This window comes from Shewanella sp. SM20 (assembly GCF_025654545.1).
GTDB classification, from domain to species: Bacteria; Pseudomonadota; Gammaproteobacteria; order Enterobacterales; family Shewanellaceae; genus Shewanella; species Shewanella oncorhynchi.
In genome coordinates this window covers 1-17,779 of sequence record NZ_JAKKRK010000072.1, presented here as the reverse complement: position 1 = coordinate 17,779, position 17,779 = coordinate 1, and the positions used below count along the sequence as shown (strand labels likewise).

16 protein-coding genes and 4 pseudogenes are annotated in these 17,779 nt (G+C 41.8%); 6 read left to right on the top strand and 14 right to left on the bottom strand.

Annotated elements, in window-relative coordinates; all coding sequences use genetic code 11:
• Positions 1-238: pseudogene (locus tag L5M18_RS21105) on the top strand (IS4 family transposase); the annotation flags it as partial.
• A 299-nt stretch (positions 239-537) separates the two neighbouring features.
• Here L5M18_RS21105 and L5M18_RS21100 read toward each other — a convergent pair.
• Both L5M18_RS21100 and L5M18_RS21095 read right to left on the bottom strand, forming a co-directional pair.
• A complete protein-coding gene (locus L5M18_RS21100; RefSeq protein ID WP_115014218.1) occupies positions 538-1,149 on the bottom strand; it encodes a mobile mystery protein B in 612 nt (203 codons plus the stop codon).
• Positions 1,146-1,634, bottom strand: a complete 489-nt coding sequence (locus tag L5M18_RS21095) for a mobile mystery protein A (protein WP_069453178.1) — start codon at positions 1,632-1,634, stop codon at positions 1,146-1,148. Before L5M18_RS21095 ends, L5M18_RS21100 begins: the two co-directional genes overlap by 4 nt.
• 204 nt (positions 1,635-1,838) lie before the next feature.
• On the opposite strand from L5M18_RS21095, the pseudogene L5M18_RS21090 reads away from it, so the two are divergent.
• The 3 genes and pseudogenes from L5M18_RS21090 to L5M18_RS21080 all read left to right on the top strand — a co-directional run.
• Positions 1,839-2,220 (top strand): annotated as a pseudogene (locus tag L5M18_RS21090) (transposase); the annotation flags it as partial.
• Between the two features lie 556 nt (positions 2,221-2,776).
• On the top strand, positions 2,777-3,790 hold the full coding sequence (rfbB, locus tag L5M18_RS21085) for a dTDP-glucose 4,6-dehydratase (protein ID WP_263198515.1): 1,014 nt from the start codon (positions 2,777-2,779) through the stop codon (positions 3,788-3,790).
• 71 nt (positions 3,791-3,861) lie between these two features.
• The gene (locus tag L5M18_RS21080) at positions 3,862-4,038 is read left to right on the top strand and encodes a tyrosine-type recombinase/integrase (RefSeq protein WP_197721152.1); all 177 of its coding nucleotides are present in this window, start codon (positions 3,862-3,864) and stop codon (positions 4,036-4,038) included.
• 77 nt (positions 4,039-4,115) lie between these two features.
• On the opposite strand, the gene L5M18_RS21075 is transcribed toward L5M18_RS21080, so the two are convergent.
• From L5M18_RS21075 to L5M18_RS21030, 10 genes and pseudogenes are all read right to left on the bottom strand, one after another.
• Positions 4,116-4,280, bottom strand: a complete 165-nt coding sequence (locus tag L5M18_RS21075) for a hypothetical protein (RefSeq protein ID WP_014610884.1) — start codon at positions 4,278-4,280, stop codon at positions 4,116-4,118.
• A 21-nt stretch (positions 4,281-4,301) separates the two neighbouring features.
• Entirely contained in the window at positions 4,302-5,027 is a 726-nt protein-coding gene (locus tag L5M18_RS21070) for a zeta toxin family protein (RefSeq protein ID WP_263198512.1), read from the bottom strand.
• Between the two features lie 73 nt (positions 5,028-5,100).
• Positions 5,101-6,267 (bottom strand): tyrosine-type recombinase/integrase, encoded by a 1,167-nt coding sequence (locus tag L5M18_RS21065; RefSeq protein WP_115014222.1) that lies wholly within the window; start codon positions 6,265-6,267, stop codon positions 5,101-5,103.
• A 402-nt stretch (positions 6,268-6,669) separates the two neighbouring features.
• The gene (locus tag L5M18_RS21060; RefSeq protein WP_014610924.1) at positions 6,670-8,184 is read right to left on the bottom strand and encodes a hypothetical protein; all 1,515 of its coding nucleotides are present in this window, start codon (positions 8,182-8,184) and stop codon (positions 6,670-6,672) included.
• A 7-nt stretch (positions 8,185-8,191) separates the two neighbouring features.
• Positions 8,192-11,140, bottom strand: coding sequence for a hypothetical protein (locus tag L5M18_RS21055; RefSeq protein ID WP_263198510.1), 2,949 nt, complete (start codon positions 11,138-11,140; stop codon positions 8,192-8,194).
• On the bottom strand, positions 11,133-12,743 hold the full coding sequence (locus L5M18_RS21050; protein WP_263179946.1) for a hypothetical protein: 1,611 nt from the start codon (positions 12,741-12,743) through the stop codon (positions 11,133-11,135). The genes L5M18_RS21055 and L5M18_RS21050 overlap by 8 nt, the downstream gene beginning before the upstream one ends.
• A complete protein-coding gene (locus tag L5M18_RS21045) occupies positions 12,743-12,979 on the bottom strand; it encodes a hypothetical protein (protein WP_263179947.1) in 237 nt (78 codons plus the stop codon). Before L5M18_RS21045 ends, L5M18_RS21050 begins: the two co-directional genes overlap by 1 nt.
• 722 nt (positions 12,980-13,701) lie before the next feature.
• Complete coding sequence (locus L5M18_RS21040; protein WP_263179948.1) at positions 13,702-14,064, bottom strand: hypothetical protein; 363 nt, start codon at positions 14,062-14,064, stop codon at positions 13,702-13,704.
• 52 nt (positions 14,065-14,116) lie between these two features.
• Positions 14,117-15,248 (bottom strand): annotated as a pseudogene (locus L5M18_RS21035) (IS3 family transposase).
• Between the two features lie 229 nt (positions 15,249-15,477).
• Entirely contained in the window at positions 15,478-16,113 is a 636-nt protein-coding gene (locus tag L5M18_RS21030) for a recombinase family protein (protein WP_263198509.1), read from the bottom strand.
• Positions 16,114-16,312: 199 nt separating this feature from the next.
• On the opposite strand from L5M18_RS21030, the gene L5M18_RS21025 reads away from it, so the two are divergent.
• Together L5M18_RS21025 and L5M18_RS21020 are read left to right on the top strand one after the other, a co-directional pair.
• Complete coding sequence (locus L5M18_RS21025) at positions 16,313-16,555, top strand: type II toxin-antitoxin system ParD family antitoxin (RefSeq protein ID WP_011074401.1); 243 nt, start codon at positions 16,313-16,315, stop codon at positions 16,553-16,555.
• The gene (locus tag L5M18_RS21020; protein ID WP_263179949.1) at positions 16,548-16,706 is read left to right on the top strand and encodes a type II toxin-antitoxin system RelE/ParE family toxin; all 159 of its coding nucleotides are present in this window, start codon (positions 16,548-16,550) and stop codon (positions 16,704-16,706) included. Before L5M18_RS21025 ends, L5M18_RS21020 begins: the two co-directional genes overlap by 8 nt.
• On the opposite strand, the gene L5M18_RS21015 is transcribed toward L5M18_RS21020, so the two are convergent.
• Together L5M18_RS21015 and L5M18_RS21010 are read right to left on the bottom strand one after the other, a co-directional pair.
• Entirely contained in the window at positions 16,686-17,426 is a 741-nt protein-coding gene (locus L5M18_RS21015; protein ID WP_014610918.1) for a hypothetical protein, read from the bottom strand. The genes L5M18_RS21020 and L5M18_RS21015 overlap by 21 nt on opposite strands.
• A gap of 160 nt (positions 17,427-17,586) precedes the next feature.
• Positions 17,587-17,779 (bottom strand): annotated as a pseudogene (locus L5M18_RS21010) (IS5/IS1182 family transposase); the annotation flags it as partial.

The window sequence follows — 17,779 nt, the reverse complement described above, 5'->3', positions numbered from 1 at the left end:
TAGCCTGTTAAGCCCATTGGCCTGGAAGTTGTTATGGCTAAAGACGGAAAAAAGCCAACCGCCCGAACAAGTCCCCAGTGTGCATTGGGCTTATCTAAGATTAGGAAAACTCGCGGGCTGGAATGACAGCAAACGAAGCGGAATTGTAGGCTGGGAAAGGTTATGGCAAGGATGGTTTAAACTGCAAACCATCCTTGAAGGTTACCAGCTAGCCTTGTCTCTTGAGCAAAAGATGTGATCAAGAGACAGCATTGATACGGGGTCTGTAGTTAGTAATTTTTGTGTTGTCTCCAAAGTGCGATTGCCAAGCATATGAAGTATGTGAGCAACATCGTAGCCGAGGCGGTGAAGCTCTACTGCGAATGCTCTACGTTCAGATAGCACACTTGGCTGCTCAATCCCCGCATTTTTTAGTAACGTCTCTATCTCATTAAGCGTAAAACCACGTACTTTTAGTGCGGGGATGTAAGCGTCCATATGTGTGAGTAGAATAAAGTCTCCACACTGTAATTGTATATTTAGCTCTTAACGCTTGGTTTAAGTCACATTCCCTTTCGCCTGAAGATATTGAATTAAAGGCGCATAATCGCCGGCATCAGCTTGGCGTAAGCTCGCAATGTACTCACCCCGCTCTTGGCTTTGTTTATCCAAATCTGTATTGGACCAAACTAAAGGCTTTTGTTTGAGTAGTACCATTCGTATGCAGTCCGTCATCACGCGCGAGTGACGTTCGTTGCCGTTAGGAAAAGGGTGAATTTTAACTAACCTGTGCTGTATCCGAGCCGAGAGTTCTAGGCTGTCATAGTGTTCAAACTCAATCCAGCATTTGATGTCTTCCAGTAAGTTGTGTAAATCTGGCCGGATATTCAGCGGATCGACACCAATGTTCAACTCTCGGTGACGGTAGCTGCCGGCCCATTCCCACACATCACCAAGCAAACGTTGATGCAACTCTTCCACAAACGCCATAGAAAGAATGTCATCCATGCTGGTTTTAGGCGTCGTGGCTAACCAACTCAACCCTTGTAGTATGTTGGCATTTTCAAGCTCATTAAGCTCTTCGCGAGTCGTGATGTGATCAAATTTCAGCCCGGCAACATCATCAGCATTTAGTTGGGTTGCGCCCTCTGGTTCAACAAAGAGACTCATTGGTATTTCTCCTGCAAACTGACTTTCCACAAATCTCGGGTGCTGCCAGTTTTAATCTCATTGGCTAATTGAACCAGCGCTTGCTGTTGTTGCTCTGAGGTTAACTGCTGTGCTTCTAAAAACATCGATTGGTGGCTCATGGCCAAACGCTGCTTGGCCAACTCCATAGCGCGCGCTTCTATCATGTCATCAATCGACTGACGCGGAATAATCGCATAAACCAGTTCGGCATCGAGCCCGCTCGCCAGTTGTTTAAGTTGTTTGAGTGTGATGGTTTCATCGGCTTCTTTACGCTCCAATATGGAGACTTGATTACGAGAGAGATTAAGACGTTCACCTAATTGCGCGCCCGACATCCCCAAGGCCTCACGGATACTGCGCACCCAACCATTTTTCGGCGGTTTAGGCACAGATAAACCGAGTAAAGCGCTGATTTTTGCTTTGACTTGCTTGAGTGCAACGGCATAGACACCGGATTTTTTCATAATTTTGTATCTCTAATTAAATACACTGCAACGACAATAGTATCTAAATTTACATACATTATAAGGATTCTTGTATCTAATTTTTTATACACATAAAAGGCAAATGTATCGATTATAAAATACGCTACTTATTTGGCTATCTGTTTACTGGATAATGGTCGTGTCAAATTCATCTTGGAAGAGCAAACGTCTTCGGCAGCGCTAGTTTATAAGGCTGCCACCTTGAATGCGGCCGAAATGGCACTGGATGAGCTGGAGACAAAATGGGGCGATAAATACCCCGTGGTGATTAAATCATGGCGTAACAAGTGGGCGCTGCTATCGGTGTATTTCAAATACCCAGACTATGTCCGTACTGCCATCTACACCACCAATGCAGTTGAAGCGGTACATCGACAATTCAGGAAGTTAACCAAAACGAAGGGCGGTTTTGCTAACGAGAACAGTTTACTCAAGCTGCTTTACGCGGGTATATTGAAGGCCTCTGAGCGCTGGACTCACCCCATCCCATCTAAATTGGAATTTTACGCTATCACAGCTCTCAATCCATTTTGAGGGGCGCTTAGAAAACCATATCGATCTGTGAAATTAACCTGACACAGAATTATGAACAGCCTCAATTTAGCTCAAATCTAATCTGGCGGAGTCGTCAGAAAAAACGAGTAATTGTCAGAGCAGATCTGAGCGTGTACACCGTTATCAACCAGTATTTGATAAGACAACAGTCGCTCAACAACCCTGCGACAGCACAATAATGAGGGCAGGGAAGTGTCTCAAATGGCCATTGTTAGCAAAGTAAATGTCTCAGCGCTAAAGTGATTTATGCTTAAGATGCTGAATTTTATTTGAAAAAACCTATAGCAATGTGTGAGTCTATTAGGGTGCACATCATCATTAGATGAAGCGCTATTGATGCTTAACCCGTTACCAAACAATGCCTGAATCGTTCACTCCTTACGGTAAGCTAAGCGTGATGTTTATCGTCAATCAATGGCACGCATGCGCCTCTGTGTTCGCTCCGCCTTGCACAGGTAGCATTCTTCTTGCACCCCGTACTTAAAAAGGTCACGTTGTTCTACAGGTAAAGTTGTATACTTTCGGGCCTTTTATTTTTCTAACCTTTATACTATGGGATAGGCGATATGCGAATACTCATTACCGGTGGTGCAGGGTTTATTGGATCGGCATTAGTGCGAATGCTGATTGAGCAAACGGAGTCAGTGGTGCTCAATTTCGATAAGCTGACCTATGCGAGCCATCCTGAATCTCTGGCGGGTGTTGCTGATAGTGAGCGCTATCATTTTGTGCAGGCAGATATTTGCGATAGGGCAAGGTTAGACCTGGTGTTGCAGCAATTCCAACCCGATCTTGTGATGCATTTAGCGGCCGAAAGCCATGTGGACCGTTCAATAGATGGGCCCGCGGAGTTTATTCAAACCAATATCGTGGGAACTTACACACTGCTCGAGGCATGCCGTAGTTATTATCAAACTTTAGGGCAAGCACAACAGCGCCGTTTTCGATTGCACCATATTTCCACCGACGAGGTTTATGGCTCCCTTGGAAAGGCGGGGCTATTTAGTGAAACCAGCGCCTATGATCCTAGTTCTCCTTATTCTGCCAGCAAGGCATCGGCGGACCATCTTGTTCGCGCCTGGCATCGTACCTATGGTTTACCGATAGTTATTACTAACTGCTCTAATAACTATGGCCCTTTTCAATACCCTGAAAAGCTGATCCCTTTAATGGTGAATAATGCGTTATTGGGAAAACCACTGCCCGTTTACGGCAATGGCCAGCAGGTGCGGGATTGGTTGTATGTGGATGATCATGTTAAGGCGTTATTTTTAGTCGCCACTGAAGGGCAACTAGGGGAAACCTATAATATTGGAGGCTCAAATGAATACACTAATCTTGCTGTGGTGCAGCGAATTTGCGATCTCTTAGAAGAGTTAGTGCCCACTCATCCGCAGTCTCTGACAATGAGTGGCATGGGGTTTCGTGATTTAATACAACATGTTGCTGATCGTCCAGGCCATGATGTGCGCTACGCCATTGACGCGAGTAAAATTCAACGTGAATTAGGTTGGCAACCACTCGAATCCTTTGATTCAGGCCTTAGGAAAACGGTCGAGTGGATAGTGCAAGCGGTCTAAAAACCACCGCGTAATTGATGTCAGAGTACTTTTAGGATCTAATTTAATTTGATAAACCTGGTGCATGTAATTTGTATCGACATACCACCGCTACCGTAATGTCAAAAAATGGTGCCGACATTCGCTATATCCAAGAGCAGGTAGGCCATGCAGATATTTCGACAACACAAGTCTATACCCAGGTGACGATTGGTAAGCTAAAGGAGGTTTATCATCATACGCACCCTGCAGCACGAGAGGGGGAATGAATCTTGAAGAGTGTTGGTGATGATGCAGAGGAAATAGGAAAAGCCCCTAACGGGGCTTTATTCACAAAACCAATGAATTACACTGCCATGGATTTGGCTTCAATAATCATTTTATTCTGTGACTCAGTCGCTTTCTTGATAACTTGAGTATACACACGTTTTTTCTCTGCTGAACTTGCGTTCATAACAAAGGCTGAAAGCTTGGATGTAGTAACGTTAATTTTAGCTGTATTGGTCGACATAGATTTCTCACATAAAACAGCCTAAAAAATAGGCTCAGGTGGCAAGTTTAGCAGTCTTATTAATTCTGTGCGAGAGTATTTTTTCTTTATATGATGCTGAACATCCGTAATGTTATCATGGTAAATACGAGTGCTACCATCATTGTTCTTTATCAGTAAATCTATCTTGATTGCCGCGCCATATTTGGCTTTGACTTGCCGGACTACCTCTTGCGAATTTAAGAATTGATCGATAAATGTAGTAGGTAAAATGCGTCTGCCTTCAAGCTTTTCTCTTGCTTGGACAAACTCCCAGGCTAGTGTAGGTTCTTGATAAACAAAGATGATGAGCACGGCTCGATTTCGCTTTAGTGGGCGCTCGATATTTTTACAAGCGATATCAAAGTTTGAAAAAGTACCATCTAAGATGAAACTTTGGTTGTTGTTAAAAATTCTGTCTAGGGTTCGTTCAACAATAAGGCTGACAGCTTTCTGAAAGAGGAATGAATTTTCACCAGTGTACTCTTGGAAGAAGACTCTTAGCTCATCAGGGTCAAGCCTAATAATTCCCGTTTCATCAAACATTTCAAGAAACGCTTTTGAAGCTTCGGTTTTTCCAGCGCCAGGAGAGCCGCACATAAAAATAGACACAGGTTGTTGATCAGCTGGAAACTTGTCTAAATCGGTCAGTTCTCGAGCTATCCGAGTACGATTTGCTTTCGCATAGGTGACCGCTTGAGTTTCAATTTCTGTTTCTTGCTCTGTCATAGTCAGTGATAACGTTACCAGATTTAAACAACATGATATCAGCCAACTCAAGTTGAGTATAACTTACGGGGTTTTACAGCATGTTTTCGTTGCGCATGAGTTTATCAAATGCGTTGCCATCGCTTCGAGATGCGTTTGCAACATAAGGTGCATAGACATCAAATAATAACCGAGTATCACTGTGGCCAAGCATTTGTGAGATATACAGTGGATTTTCTAGGGCTGCGATATGCAGCACTGCCGCGGTGTGACGAGTTTCATAAGCTCGTCGACGTTTCAGTCCCGCTTTAATGAGTGTCGGGTACCATAATTTTTTGCTAACAAAATGGGTATCCAGTGGCGCATCTGATTTGCCAGTAAACACAAAGCCTGACTCTGACAATGCCAAATTTTTAATGCGTTTAAAGGCATCGTATACCGTGTCACACATTTTAAGATCACGCCTAGATTTTGGTGTTTTCACATCACATACTTCACCATTCACCCAGTTTTGCCGTATGCGAATTAAGCGGTGATTAAAATCAACATGTTGCCACTCTAATCCATGTATTTCACAGCTGCGCATGCCGGTCCAAAACCGAATGATGAAGTAATCTTTCCATTCGGGAGGGACGTGGGATAGGAAAAGTTTAACCTCCTTTATCGTCATCGGATGAGACTCAGCCTTTTCTTCTTTAAGTGAGCGATAGCGTCTCAATGGGTATTCAAATTTATATTCTTCTGCCGCGAGGCTTACCATGGAGACGATGGGCCACAGTAAGTTATTAATGCGCCGATTAGATAATTGCCGGGTATTATCTGCCTTTACCATTTGCATTAACTGCTGACGATAAAAATCGATCTGCGATAGGGTGATCTCATTCATCAATGTATTGCCAAATTGTGGGATCAGATACTTATCTAAAACGTTTTGCATGGTGTTTCTATAGCTATTTTTCCACGTCGCCTTTTTGCGTTCAAACCACTGATAAGCAAAATCATTGAAAAATGGATATTCACGATCAGGATGTTTTTCACGCTGCAACTGCTCAAATTGAGCGACTTTTTTACTTTTGGGGAAATAGTCACGGTATTGGAAGCAGCCTAAGTCTATCTCCGCGTTCATTTTTTTGAGTGTTGTCTTGGCAGTTGCAAGGTTTTTAGGTGTGGCCAGCATTTTTGTGCCTTCACGAAAACGGCAGCCATAAAGATGCATGTCGAACTGAATACGCCCATTGGGACGTACACGAATATGAGCCATAGGTGGCCTCCATCAAATAGCACTGTCCCTATCCGATGGAATTCGTTAGAATTTCGCAATCGGCTGGGTCTGTGTTAATAGCGAGTGCAGCCGGTACGGGGGAGAGTGGTTGCAGCCGCTCTCTCCCAACTGCTTATTTATTAGGTTAACCGCACTTTTACATCGCGCAACTCAACCTGGAATGTCCCTTCCAATAGTTGCAGTTTGCCAACTATTGGTTAAAAACACACCTATCAATATAACTAATACTGTTTATTTGTCCAGTATTTTGTTTTAAATTGCTGCGCTTTTTAAATTGACCATTTACCAATGAAAATTGTTGTGCAATTTAGCGGAAGTTTGTTGCCGTCATTTACCTCACAACCACACATAACCGTATTCAGTTTAAGTTTGGGGGCTGACTCAATCATCGGCAAACCCATATTCATCGATATTGGCTAAATCGCCACTGTTTTCTGTGATGTTTTCGGAATGCTTATTGTTCGGTTTAGGTGCTAAATCAGGATGAGTCGTTGGCGAATAAACACGAGCGTTCTTGAGTTTATCTTCTGTTTGGTTTTCTGTCGTGTCGGTGTATTGCGCATGCGACTCTATGTCATTAACTGGAGTATCAATTTCGTCTGGCACATCGCTTGGTTGTTCGGCAAACAAATCGAGTTCTCCTTGGCGCGATGGCGGCAAAATGTAGCGGTCATCGTAAGTGTTCAGGTACTCGTTTTTCAATTTTTGATATGCAGCTAACTGTGATTGTTCTGATACTAAGTTAAGGCTATCAAACGGTGACATATCTTCTGGTTTATCAAAGAAATTGAGTTTCAGTTCACCATTTTGATTTTGAGTTAACGTAATGCGGATCTCGCCTCCTTTAGCAAAAATTTTTAATTTCATGTCTTTGAGAGTGCGAGGCGAATAGGAAAATAATAATGCGTTGTGATTATGAAGGTGTTTAACGCTGACTTCGCGAATGAACTCCCGACGTCCGGGCAACATGCATGAGAATAACCTGTTGCTGTCAAACAGTAGCATCGCAGTATTGAGCGATCTAACGCTGGTTTCTTTTAAGATCATGTTATTTAACTGTTTGAAATCGTATAAATTAGATGCAAATTCAAGGAGTAACGTGCTTTCCTGAGTTATTTTTCGATGAAATTGCTCTATGCCTTCCAGAGAGATACTTTGCGTGTGCTGGTCAGTTTTAAACGTGAGTAGTTCTCCCTCTAAGCTAAACGCTATGCTGCCTGTTTCAGAGTTCATGTACAGCGTTTTAAGCGTTTGGCTTGCGGCTTCAGTCAAGGGGAGGGTATGAGGTAAGTCGATATTGTCTTGTAATCGTTTGGTCGTGACTTCACCATTTTTCTGGAAGCGGATCTCTTTTTCATTTTTTCTAAATTCAACAAAATCAAAAGGTATGAGTGAATTGGTTGAATTGATAATGTCAACAATCGAGCGTCCGTTCAGCTCATGATAAGCACGTTGAGTATTGGCCACCTGATATTGAATATGATTTTCATGAGCAGCGTCTAATTCAAAACGGGACATTGGGAAATGTATTGAATCATCAATCTTTTTGTCGTCTCTGAGTAATAAACAATACTCGATATTGATGTATTTGCCATTTTTGTACCTGAGCTCAAAAATATACTGATTGGCTAGGGTATTAAACTCTTGCTGTTGCTCTTTCATGCACATGAAAAAATCGAAAGGGATTGAGAATTCAGCATTCTTCAAACCATGGCCTTTTTCGAGAGGTATTTCAATTTGTCCGTATTGACCAGGGGCACCACCAATAAGGAGCATACGGCTGTTATCGCTGTCGATAAACACACTGATACATGCATCCGAATGATGTTTGTCTAGTGCATTTATCATATTGATAAACAAAGGAGATTTTATTTTCGGGATTAATATCTTTGACATAATACACCTAGTTGTTCTGTTGAAAGTGTGAGAGATATAGCTGTGTTTGTTGAACGACAAATTGCAGATCCACTAACTTAGCGTGCTGCTTATGAGGGTTTAGTTTGGTTTCACTCAATTTGGGCGTCAGAGTGATGGTCAGTTCGCTTTGACCAACAGGTTGTTTTTGAAGCGTTATTGTTTCACCCGATTGAGCTAAATGGTCTTTTAACCTGTTTAATAGAATGTCGATTTTTGTTTTTCTATTCACGGTTAACACAAAGCTGGGCGCTAACCAGCGCCACAGTGGCTGACGAAATACTGCTGCAAAATGTCGTGCATTTTTGACATTACACGCCAAGGTTAATGTTAATGCTGGATGTATGCCGTTGCTTAGCACGATTGCTGGCAAATTACTGAGTGCTGTGATTTGCGCTTTGGCCATTGGCAAGAATTGATATTTGCCTGGAGATTGCGAGATTTGGCTTAATAACGGCCAGTTAACCTCTTTTACTTTTCGCATTTCAAGAAATAGATATTGAAGAAAGTCATGAGAAATTTTGTTGGCGTTACCAAGCCATTTTTGATGATACTTGACGGTGTCTTGTGCAATCGAGACTGTATGAAAATCGCTGAGCGGCTTTTGGGCGACACTATTTTTATTCGTCTTAAATAGATGTTGTCTCAGTGCTGTCTCTGTGAGTAAGACGTGGTTTTGACGCTTCTGGTTAATGTCTTTTGCTTGGTAATCAGGGCTGATTAAAGCGAGTTGACGTGATAGATCATTTGAGTCGTTTTTTAACCCCAGCAAATATCGCAATTCACTATGCGAGAATTCTCGAGGCTGTGATTCACCAAAGCCTGGCCGATAGAATGGGTAAAGCCAGTCTATATCGTGCAGATAGGACCATCGAGTTGTTGCATAGTACTCGTGTCCGATTTGACGAGTCATTTCATCTAACAAAATCCCATCATTACACAGTGAAAATGGTTGCCCTTCAAGCCAATAGTCAAATCGCGCAGCAAGCACGTCATCATGGAGTAAGCGTTTCATTTGCTCTGTATTCGTGGTTTGCTGTGGCGGCAGATTGTATGCAAGGTGCAGTGCTTGCAGCATAAATAAATGTACACCGCTATGACGCAGGTGATGAAACCGCGCTTGCTGGCCGCATATTGCTTTGATGCATTTAGTGGCAGGTAATAAGTATTGCAACTGCCGTGAATGGTATGGCTCATCCGTGAAGCCGATCAAATGCTGGTGAGGTTCACAAAGCTCACTGTTTTTTATCACAATTCTGACTAAAATCGCGAATTCTTCCGGTATGACTGTATAGACGACGCGTGAATGTTTGCTTTTGGTCGTCCCCTCCTTAGTATTTGTGATATTGAAACGAAACAATTGTTTATTTGCTGGATCAACAAATACATCCTTTAAACGAAGACGCAGTAACTCTCCTCGGCGCAACATTGCGAAATAGCTGATAATGACAGTGACTGCGCAAAATAACCTCTGCAATAACCCCCCGTAGGGCGGCGCGATGAGCTTTGCGACGATTTCATGCAACTGTTCTATTGAGATCCGAAATGGATCAACACCTGGAGGGCTGAGTGGTGGTTCGAACTGGCTAATGTCTAAATGGTCTGTGAGTGATTGGTGACGCATAAAGCGAAAAAAATACAGCATGATCAGTTGCTCTGTTTCAGTCGCTAAATTGTCATAAATGTTGTGGCTCCATTGTTGTAGTAGTTCTTGGTCTATTGCTTGGTCATAACTGAGCGGGCTCGTGAGTTTTAATTGAATATTGCAGTATTTTTTGATGGTGCTGTCTGCGAGTTTTTGCTTTTTTACCCCACCGAAATTGATGAGTTCTAACGTGTATCGATAGAGCATTGTTGGCAGGATATTGTCTACAGGCCAATGACTAAGGTCATGGACACATTCTGTAATCTTATTGCGATTATTTTGCAGTTCGAGGTGCGGCCATTTCTTCGAGGCTTGATTGGCTTTAGGTATTGCGGTAACTGCCATTTCGTCATAATCGATGCCATAAATTCTCACTAATTGTCGTTGTTGGTCCTTCTTGTCAACCGAGACTAAAGGGGTTGCGACATGACGTTCTGGGTAACTAATATCTTTTAAGAATGTAGGAACGACATGATCGCGATAGTGCCAAACGGCTTGAAAAAGGTGCTGGTAATGACGAGAGACCTGAGTTGATATGGAGAATGACGTTAATAAGGTTTCTAATCTTTTTAGCAACTGCTTTTCAGTTAGCTTGCTATGCGAATATGCCTGATATTCCGTCAATGATTGATAGACAAATAAGGGCAGGTGATACCGGCTTGATTTCGGTAGATCGTCTTGATTAGATGACTTATCTAAGTGTTTGATATTAAGATATGTTTGTCTTTCAATACGCTGAATGCTTTCTTTGTCGTTAATGATGTTGACGAGATGTGCAATGGTTAGTGGCGCAATTTCAAGTGCGATAATCAATGCCATAAACTCAGCTGACAGTGCGGAGCGCTGTTGCAAGAACTGAGCTTTGACGTTTTCATACTCTGTTTGCAGTTTAAATGCATCGTTCGCTTGAGCTGTGATGCATTCATACCATCTTAAATCAGGATCTGGCCAAGGCAGCTTTTCAATCTCAGGAGTTTGCCACTTCAGTGCTTCTTTGAGGTAGACAATAATGGCTTCTAGCGCACGTTTATAGTGACGTTGCTTGCCTGTAGGTACAGATCTGATGATTTTATTGATGACTTGTAAATCTTGAAGAGTGATTTCACGACTATTGGGTTGGCTGATTAATATGTGAGTCGGCTTTTGAGCTGAAAGGTTTGAGGCTTTGAGTGTTGGGTTCGGCCACTGGCTGATCACCCAGCTAATGGCATCTATGCCAGCGTTTGACAAGCCCTGACGTTGGTGATAATTGTAAATCTCAACAGGGTTTAATTTGTTGAATAAACTAGACATATTTCAACTCCTTTAAGCCGTATCGAGCCGGCAGACTATCAAGAAATAAGTCTTGTTGTTTTATGCTTGCTGGAAATGTATGGTCACTGCCCAGATGTTCACCGTACTCCGCGTGTCCCATTAAGCGATCAATTTGGTGTGTTGTCAGTTTATGTATAATGCTGGTAGCGGCACTTTGCGCAAATTGATGACGCAACACATAGGGGACAATGCCATTGGCTCTTTGATGTAAAAATTGTCGCAGCGATTTTGCTGATATTGCAGTCGCTTGATTATTTGCATCATATAAACTCCATGCCCAGGGAAGAGCATTGCTCAAATTCAGCTTCAAACTGAGTTTTTGTTGCAGCGTGGTGTAATGCAGAATTTGTTGTCTCAGATAGTCACAAATTCTGATTTCGCGTTGAAAGCCTTTATCAGATACTGTCGTGCGGCGGTAATCATAGTGTGATTGTTTATTGATAGAGATAGCATGGGTAGGGCGCATGCCCGTAAGCAGTATAAATAACAGCGCAGTATGGTTAGCGCAGAGATTGTGATAATGAATTAAAGCGGCTTGACCAGCTTTGTTTTCAGGCTTAGATGAAGTTATCTCGTCATGAAGATGACGAAAAATCGCAACAATCTCACTCTCGGGTATAAGTCGACTACTACCGAAAACCACGGACTCGTCTGCGTATTTTTCTAGGTCTTCACCAACCCATTTACTATGAAAACTCACACCCACTTTTGAACTTGTAATATTAGCGGGAATGTTTCTTTTGGCGTTGTCATTTAATAGTGAAATGCTGGGAAGTGTGGCATTACTTACTGCTGAACTCGACGAGAATGTGAGTGTCAGCAACTTGCTCACACCTAGAGAGTTTGCATGAGTGAATAATCGACTGAGATACCGATCTTGCGCGTGAAATAGCTCTGTTCGAACGTGTTCACTGTTTTTTTGCTGATAAACCGCTGCATGTCGATGGTGCCGTATATCAGCAGGTAATAATAATGATTTAGTTAAACTGGATAGTTGATTATCTGTGCGAATACAGCGTGTTATGTACTTAAAAAACAATTGCTTTCTTATCGCTGGAAAGTGTTCTATCTCGGCAGGTTTTCGCCATTTTGCCATGAGCAGATTAAGCAATTGTTGTTTTTCCGCTGCCGTTAGCCATGAAACGTTATAGCTGTGATTGCTAACGAAGGGTTTGAAAATGTGGATTAAGCAATTAGGGATGGGTTGCCATTCAAATTTTTTATCGCCGCTTTGAGTAATGGTTGCACGTGCGTAATAGGTCCAAGACTTGCCATCCTCAAACTTCTGATTTTTGAATCGATGTGCTTCGCATGCATCACTATTTCTTACTTTATGACAGTCGGGAATATCATCTACTGTGATGGGTTTTTCACTGGCTCGCAGGAGAAAGTCATCTAACTGCTGAGTAAGCCATAAATACATAAAAACAATCAATAATTTGCCTGTGTTGGTGTCATGACTCTGTTTTTGGGCTTGATAAAACATCTTCATTAACGCTGTGTTAGTACTGAGTCTATCTGGCATAACACCGCCGGAATTTTTTATCCTATTACTTTTAGCATTAGCTTGTAGCTTTCCCATTACTCATATCCTTTTTCGATATCTGAGGTATGAATTGCACTGGGAGAGAGTTGCGCTAAGTGATCTACTTGCAGTTTGAATTTGATGAGCCTGCGCGCAGCAAAGGAGATTGAGGTTCGGTTCTGTGGGACACTCTCACTCTGTTTAACCTCTTCATTTGCCAGCAGTCTGATAAGTTGTGGGTGTTGCTGTGAAAGTAAATTTAGCAGTACTTTTTCAGACTTATCGATACTCATAACCAAGCTCCAACATCAAGGTCTTTAGATTAAATCACAAAAAAATGGTAAATATCTTCAATTCAGGAACTAATTTCGTAGCTAAAATTAAAATTTGTTATTTAGGTCTTTATTTTCGAGTTTATTTTTTTATTGGTCTATTGAGTTAATTTAAGCAGTTGCATTAATCATGGTCACTGAATATTAATATGAGATTACGTTGTTGCGCTACAGTTTTTTTAAAGGTTTACTTAGATGTAAACATGTTGCTTTTAGTTGTTGATACTATTTATTAGTTATATTCTGGTTGTAATGGAGACTTTTTATTCTGTTATTCCATAAAATTCTGCCCATCAGAGGAATTAAGATGATAAGCAAGGCGTTAGTGGGAGTGTTTGTACATCTTAAATCATCTGTTCTTGCTTGAGAATAGGCTAGGGTGCTGTTATTGGCTATAAGTACAGAGGCAATTTACTCATATTGACTTCTACTTCTAGCTATCATTAAAATTGACTGTTATCTAATTTGTTAGGAGAGTTTTTGTTAAATAAAGTTTTGCAAGGTTACAAAATAAAGTTTCTCAAGGTCACAAAATAAAGTTTCTCAAGGTCACAAAATAAAGTTTCTTAAGGTTACAGAATGTAAAGTATCGCTCTCAATTTTAAAGAACATTAAATGTAAAATGCCTATTAGCGTTAAGATAGACCAGGTTGTCGTGAAATGCTAAAGAATAAAGGGTGATTTTAGCATATAATCAACTGATTTATATGGGTATTAATCATTTTAAAATCATTAGTTTTTCCGTTGCAAATGACATCTATTGGCCTTGTGCCATTAAAAGGTTCATTATAATTCACCATGTTCATAAACCCATAAATATTTTCAGGGTTACTAAAAAGCGCATTTAAGCTAGCGTGAATATTCAGTATATAGCTGATCCTTTCGACTTGGTCTTGACTGAAGTTAACCTTTTCAATATCAAGGTTGCTATACTTTTCAGGTAGCTTTAGTAAAGTCTGAATTTGCTGTTGGTTGCAGTTCCATTTTTCCAATATTTGCAAGGCTGTTGTCATGCAAGCCCTTACTGTGGTTGATTCGTTTTGCATACTCTTTCCTCTGCATTAATCTTGATCTGATCCAGTAATAGTGGACACTTTGCTAAGCACTATTTTTTAATTCAAAGTTTTCTGGGCTCAAATACCCAAGAGCACTATGCCGTCTGGTCCGATTGTAATCAACCTCAATATACTCAAATACCGTTTGTCTCATTTGATCACGTGTCATGAGTGGCTCATCTTGCAGCGCTTCAACTTTCAATGAATGGAAAAAGCTTTCTACACAAGCGTTATCCCAACAATTTCCTTTACGGTTCATGCTTTGCACAAGCTGATGTTTTTGCTCTAAGGCTCGATAATCGTTTGCGCAGTATTGGCTGCCTCGGTCGCTATGGATAATCACACCAGTAGGAAAGCATCGGCGGAATAATGCCATCTTCAACGCGTCACAAACAAGCTCCGATGTCATTCTGCTTGCCATCGACCAACCCACAACGGTACGAGAGTAAAGGTCAATAATTACAGCCAGATAGAGCCATCCTTCGCTGGTGTACAAATACGTGATGTCTCCAGCCCACTTCAGGTTTGGCGCAGTAGCAGTAAAGTTCTGCTCTAGCAAATTAGGCGCGACGGGATGCTTATGGTGACTGTCAGTAGTTACCTTAAATTTCCTCGCCGCCTTTGCCACTAAACTCTGCCGTGACATGCTAGCCATAATGGTTTTGATATCTGCCTTACAATTATTTTCCGCTAAATCTTGCTGAATACGCCGTGCGCCGTTGCGCCTATTGGAATCATCAAAGGACGCTTTAACCAGCACGTCACGGGCCATACGCTTAAGCGCTCTAGGACTTAGCGCCGTGCCGTTCTGTCGCCAAGTGTAAAACCACTACGCGATACCTTGAGCACCGCCACCATTCGCTTGAGAGAAAAGCGGTGCTGGTGCTCAAGGATAAACTCAAATCTGGCTACTTTTGGTTCTTCGCGAAGTAGGTAGCCGCCTTTTTAGGATTGCTAAATCTTCGGCTTGTTCAGCGAGTTGGCGTTTAAGCCTTGCGACCTCAGCAGCAAGCTCTGCTTCTCTTGTCGTGGTATTTGATTTCTTCTCGGAACTTGAGCGCCAATTGTATAGCTGTGACTCATAAAGATTAAGCTCACGCGCTGCGGCAATCTTCTGAGCGAGCTTCAGCTTTAAATTCTTGCGTGTGGATTTTACGGGGTTTCTTTGTTGACATACTTCACCTCAATAAGCGATTTTACTCACTTAGCGAGATGTCCAAAAGTATTGGATTAGATCACTCTAAACACTACCTGTAGCGGCTTGCACACATAATATCTTCGGCGGGATTACATCCGCCAATCTGGGCTAACATTAATTGCCAATGGGCGCAGATTAACTAACAACGGGCTTGCATTCATCTTGGTGGACTCACATTAACTGCCAATAAAAGTACGCTAAGCTTCTTACCCAGCTGAACGGTCACTTGCCAACTTTTTAGCAACCCGAATTACCGTTCTATCCGACACATTGGTGAGTTTGGCGGTATCGCTAATACTCAGCTTGTTAACAACTCGTAGCTGATAGATTTTTTCGTGTAGATCTGAGTCTGCTTGCCGTCCTCTGTATTTCCCTTCCTCTTTGGCTTTCTTTATTCCTTCAGCCTGACAGCGCCGGCGATCTTGATAATCTTTTCTCGCGATAGCAGCTAGCATATCCATCATCATGCTATTTATCGCTTTGATCATCGATCCAGTAAATTCATTGGTGATTTGGGGAGAGAGTGCAATATGGCTGGTTGGCAAGTCCAGGCTAATCACTTTGAGTTCTTTCTCGTGCAGCATTTCTTTTAATGTGAACCAGCTTTTCTCATCCAGACGAGAAAGCCTGTCTATCTGTTCAATGATGATTGCATCGCCTTTCGCAGCATCATCAAGTAAACGAAGAAGTTCTGGTCTTTGCAGCGAAGCTCCTGATTCATTTTCGATGTACCATCCAGCTATACGAAATCCCTTCTCCTGTACAAACTTTTGTAAGGTGCTCTGTGCTCGTTTCGCATTTTGATCGCTAGTTGATGCCCTAAGATAGCCAAAGATGTACATAATCCGACCTAAGTGACATTTAAGTTATGACCTAACGGTGTGTGCCATATAGGTTATGACAAATATATAAAAACTGCCACTTTTTACATGTGATTTTGAAGTATACCTTATTGTCATGGTGTAGTTAACATTACTTTGATTTGGTATCTAACATCATATATTATTACTGTGTTAATTATTCACACAAATAGGTGGAAACATGTCACGGACAACCAGTGTTACTATCGGATCACAGTTAGATGAGTTTGTCGGTCAGCTTATTTCGTCAGGTCGCTACGGCTCGACAAGCGAAGTTGTTCGTTCTGCCTTACGACTATTAGAAAGACAAGAAAACCAGACCATAGCTTTGAAAATGGCGATTGAAGCTGGTGAGCAAAGTGGTGAATGCGCATTATCACTTCATGACATCGCTGCAATGGTGAAACAAAAGCACAATGTATAAACTTTCCAACCTTGCTGCCGAAGACTTTGAGCGAATTTTTGAATACACCTTATTGAACTTTGGTGTTAAGCAAGCGGATGACTATACAGTAAGTATGCATAAGGCTTTGTTGGCAATCACTGAGCAGCCTCTAACCCAGCGCATCAACTGATAAATTGATTTTTACAAGTTGCCCATATAGTTCGAGTAATTTAGATTCACTTTTTATGGTTTTCGCAGTATTGGCCAATTGATATTGAGACGTAATGGTTTGCAGCTTAGTAATAATTTCATTGCCAGTCTGTTTTAGCGTTTCGTACATAGTTTGATCAGCAGTATCTAGAAACCAGTTACGAGCATCTTGATCCATTTGCTTCATCTGTACGGTGACGGCATTAATTTCGGCAATGGCTTGCCAATTGATACCTTCAATCGATGATTTCATCACTTCTACATGCTGTGCCTGCATGTCCGTAATTGATTGGGCTAATTGCATAGCTTCGGCAGATTTTTCTGCCTTAGAGTCAATTAGTTGGGTGAGATTTTCGTAAATTGTTTTATATTCAATTAAATGACTAATAGCCTCATCTAATATGGCTGCTTCTGTAGCGTTGCTGTACTTGGATCTTTCAACTTCAAGAATTGAAGTCATCAATTCGATATTGTCTCCAAGTACTTGTTTGTCCTTTTCCTTCATCGAGCGAAGGTAGTTTTCCCGAGCTGCCTTCGTGTCTGAAATGACTTTGTTGAGGGATTGAATTGCAACCATTTTATCGCTGCTATCAATGGTATTTATTAGTCCCAGCCATCCTGTAATGGCTAAAACAAAGCTGAAAAAAATAACTATACCGAAACCTAAGCCCAGTTTGCCCGCAATTGAGATATTGCGCATTGTACCTTTTTCATCCTTATTTCTGCTGACAGTCTGACCATGTATATAACGTCCACAAGGCTAACCATGATGTAGTGTATTTACTCTAGATGGTTTCTTTGATTGGCGTTGTTGCCTAAATCAATCTTAGGTATGCCTTTTCCTAAAAGGGTTCCTGGTATTAATTGACCCTCTGGCGAATAGGCATACCCAGTCCTATGACTTTGTTCATCACTTTCACACCAGCCAGTGCCTCGCCGACTTGGCCGTTGTAGTCCCGCAGGCTCAATTTCGGGCTAATCAGTTGCTTGTAACGATACATAGCTGTTTCTGACAGGGAGCGTTGGTGATAGTCATTCTCTTGTTTCCATTGT

Coding starts and splice junctions, on each gene's coding strand:
- L5M18_RS21100 (WP_115014218.1), bottom strand. CDS start 1,149: ATGAGTCTCTTTGTTGAACCAGAGGGCGCAACCCAACTAAATGCTGAT.
- L5M18_RS21095 (WP_069453178.1), bottom strand. CDS start 1,634: ATGAAAAAATCCGGTGTCTATGCCGTTGCACTCAAGCAAGTCAAAGCA.
- rfbB (WP_263198515.1), top strand. CDS start 2,777: ATGCGAATACTCATTACCGGTGGTGCAGGGTTTATTGGATCGGCATTA.
- L5M18_RS21075 (WP_014610884.1), bottom strand. CDS start 4,280: ATGTCGACCAATACAGCTAAAATTAACGTTACTACATCCAAGCTTTCA.
- L5M18_RS21070 (WP_263198512.1), bottom strand. CDS start 5,027: ATGACAGAGCAAGAAACAGAAATTGAAACTCAAGCGGTCACCTATGCG.
- L5M18_RS21065 (WP_115014222.1), bottom strand. CDS start 6,267: ATGGCTCATATTCGTGTACGTCCCAATGGGCGTATTCAGTTCGACATG.
- L5M18_RS21060 (WP_014610924.1), bottom strand. CDS start 8,184: ATGTCAAAGATATTAATCCCGAAAATAAAATCTCCTTTGTTTATCAAT.
- L5M18_RS21055 (WP_263198510.1), bottom strand. CDS start 11,140: ATGTCTAGTTTATTCAACAAATTAAACCCTGTTGAGATTTACAATTAT.
- L5M18_RS21050 (WP_263179946.1), bottom strand. CDS start 12,743: ATGGGAAAGCTACAAGCTAATGCTAAAAGTAATAGGATAAAAAATTCC.
- L5M18_RS21045 (WP_263179947.1), bottom strand. CDS start 12,979: ATGAGTATCGATAAGTCTGAAAAAGTACTGCTAAATTTACTTTCACAG.
- L5M18_RS21040 (WP_263179948.1), bottom strand. CDS start 14,064: ATGCAAAACGAATCAACCACAGTAAGGGCTTGCATGACAACAGCCTTG.
- L5M18_RS21030 (WP_263198509.1), bottom strand. CDS start 16,113: ATGTACATCTTTGGCTATCTTAGGGCATCAACTAGCGATCAAAATGCG.
- L5M18_RS21025 (WP_011074401.1), top strand. CDS start 16,313: ATGTCACGGACAACCAGTGTTACTATCGGATCACAGTTAGATGAGTTT.
- L5M18_RS21020 (WP_263179949.1), top strand. CDS start 16,548: ATGTATAAACTTTCCAACCTTGCTGCCGAAGACTTTGAGCGAATTTTT.
- L5M18_RS21015 (WP_014610918.1), bottom strand. CDS start 17,426: ATGCGCAATATCTCAATTGCGGGCAAACTGGGCTTAGGTTTCGGTATA.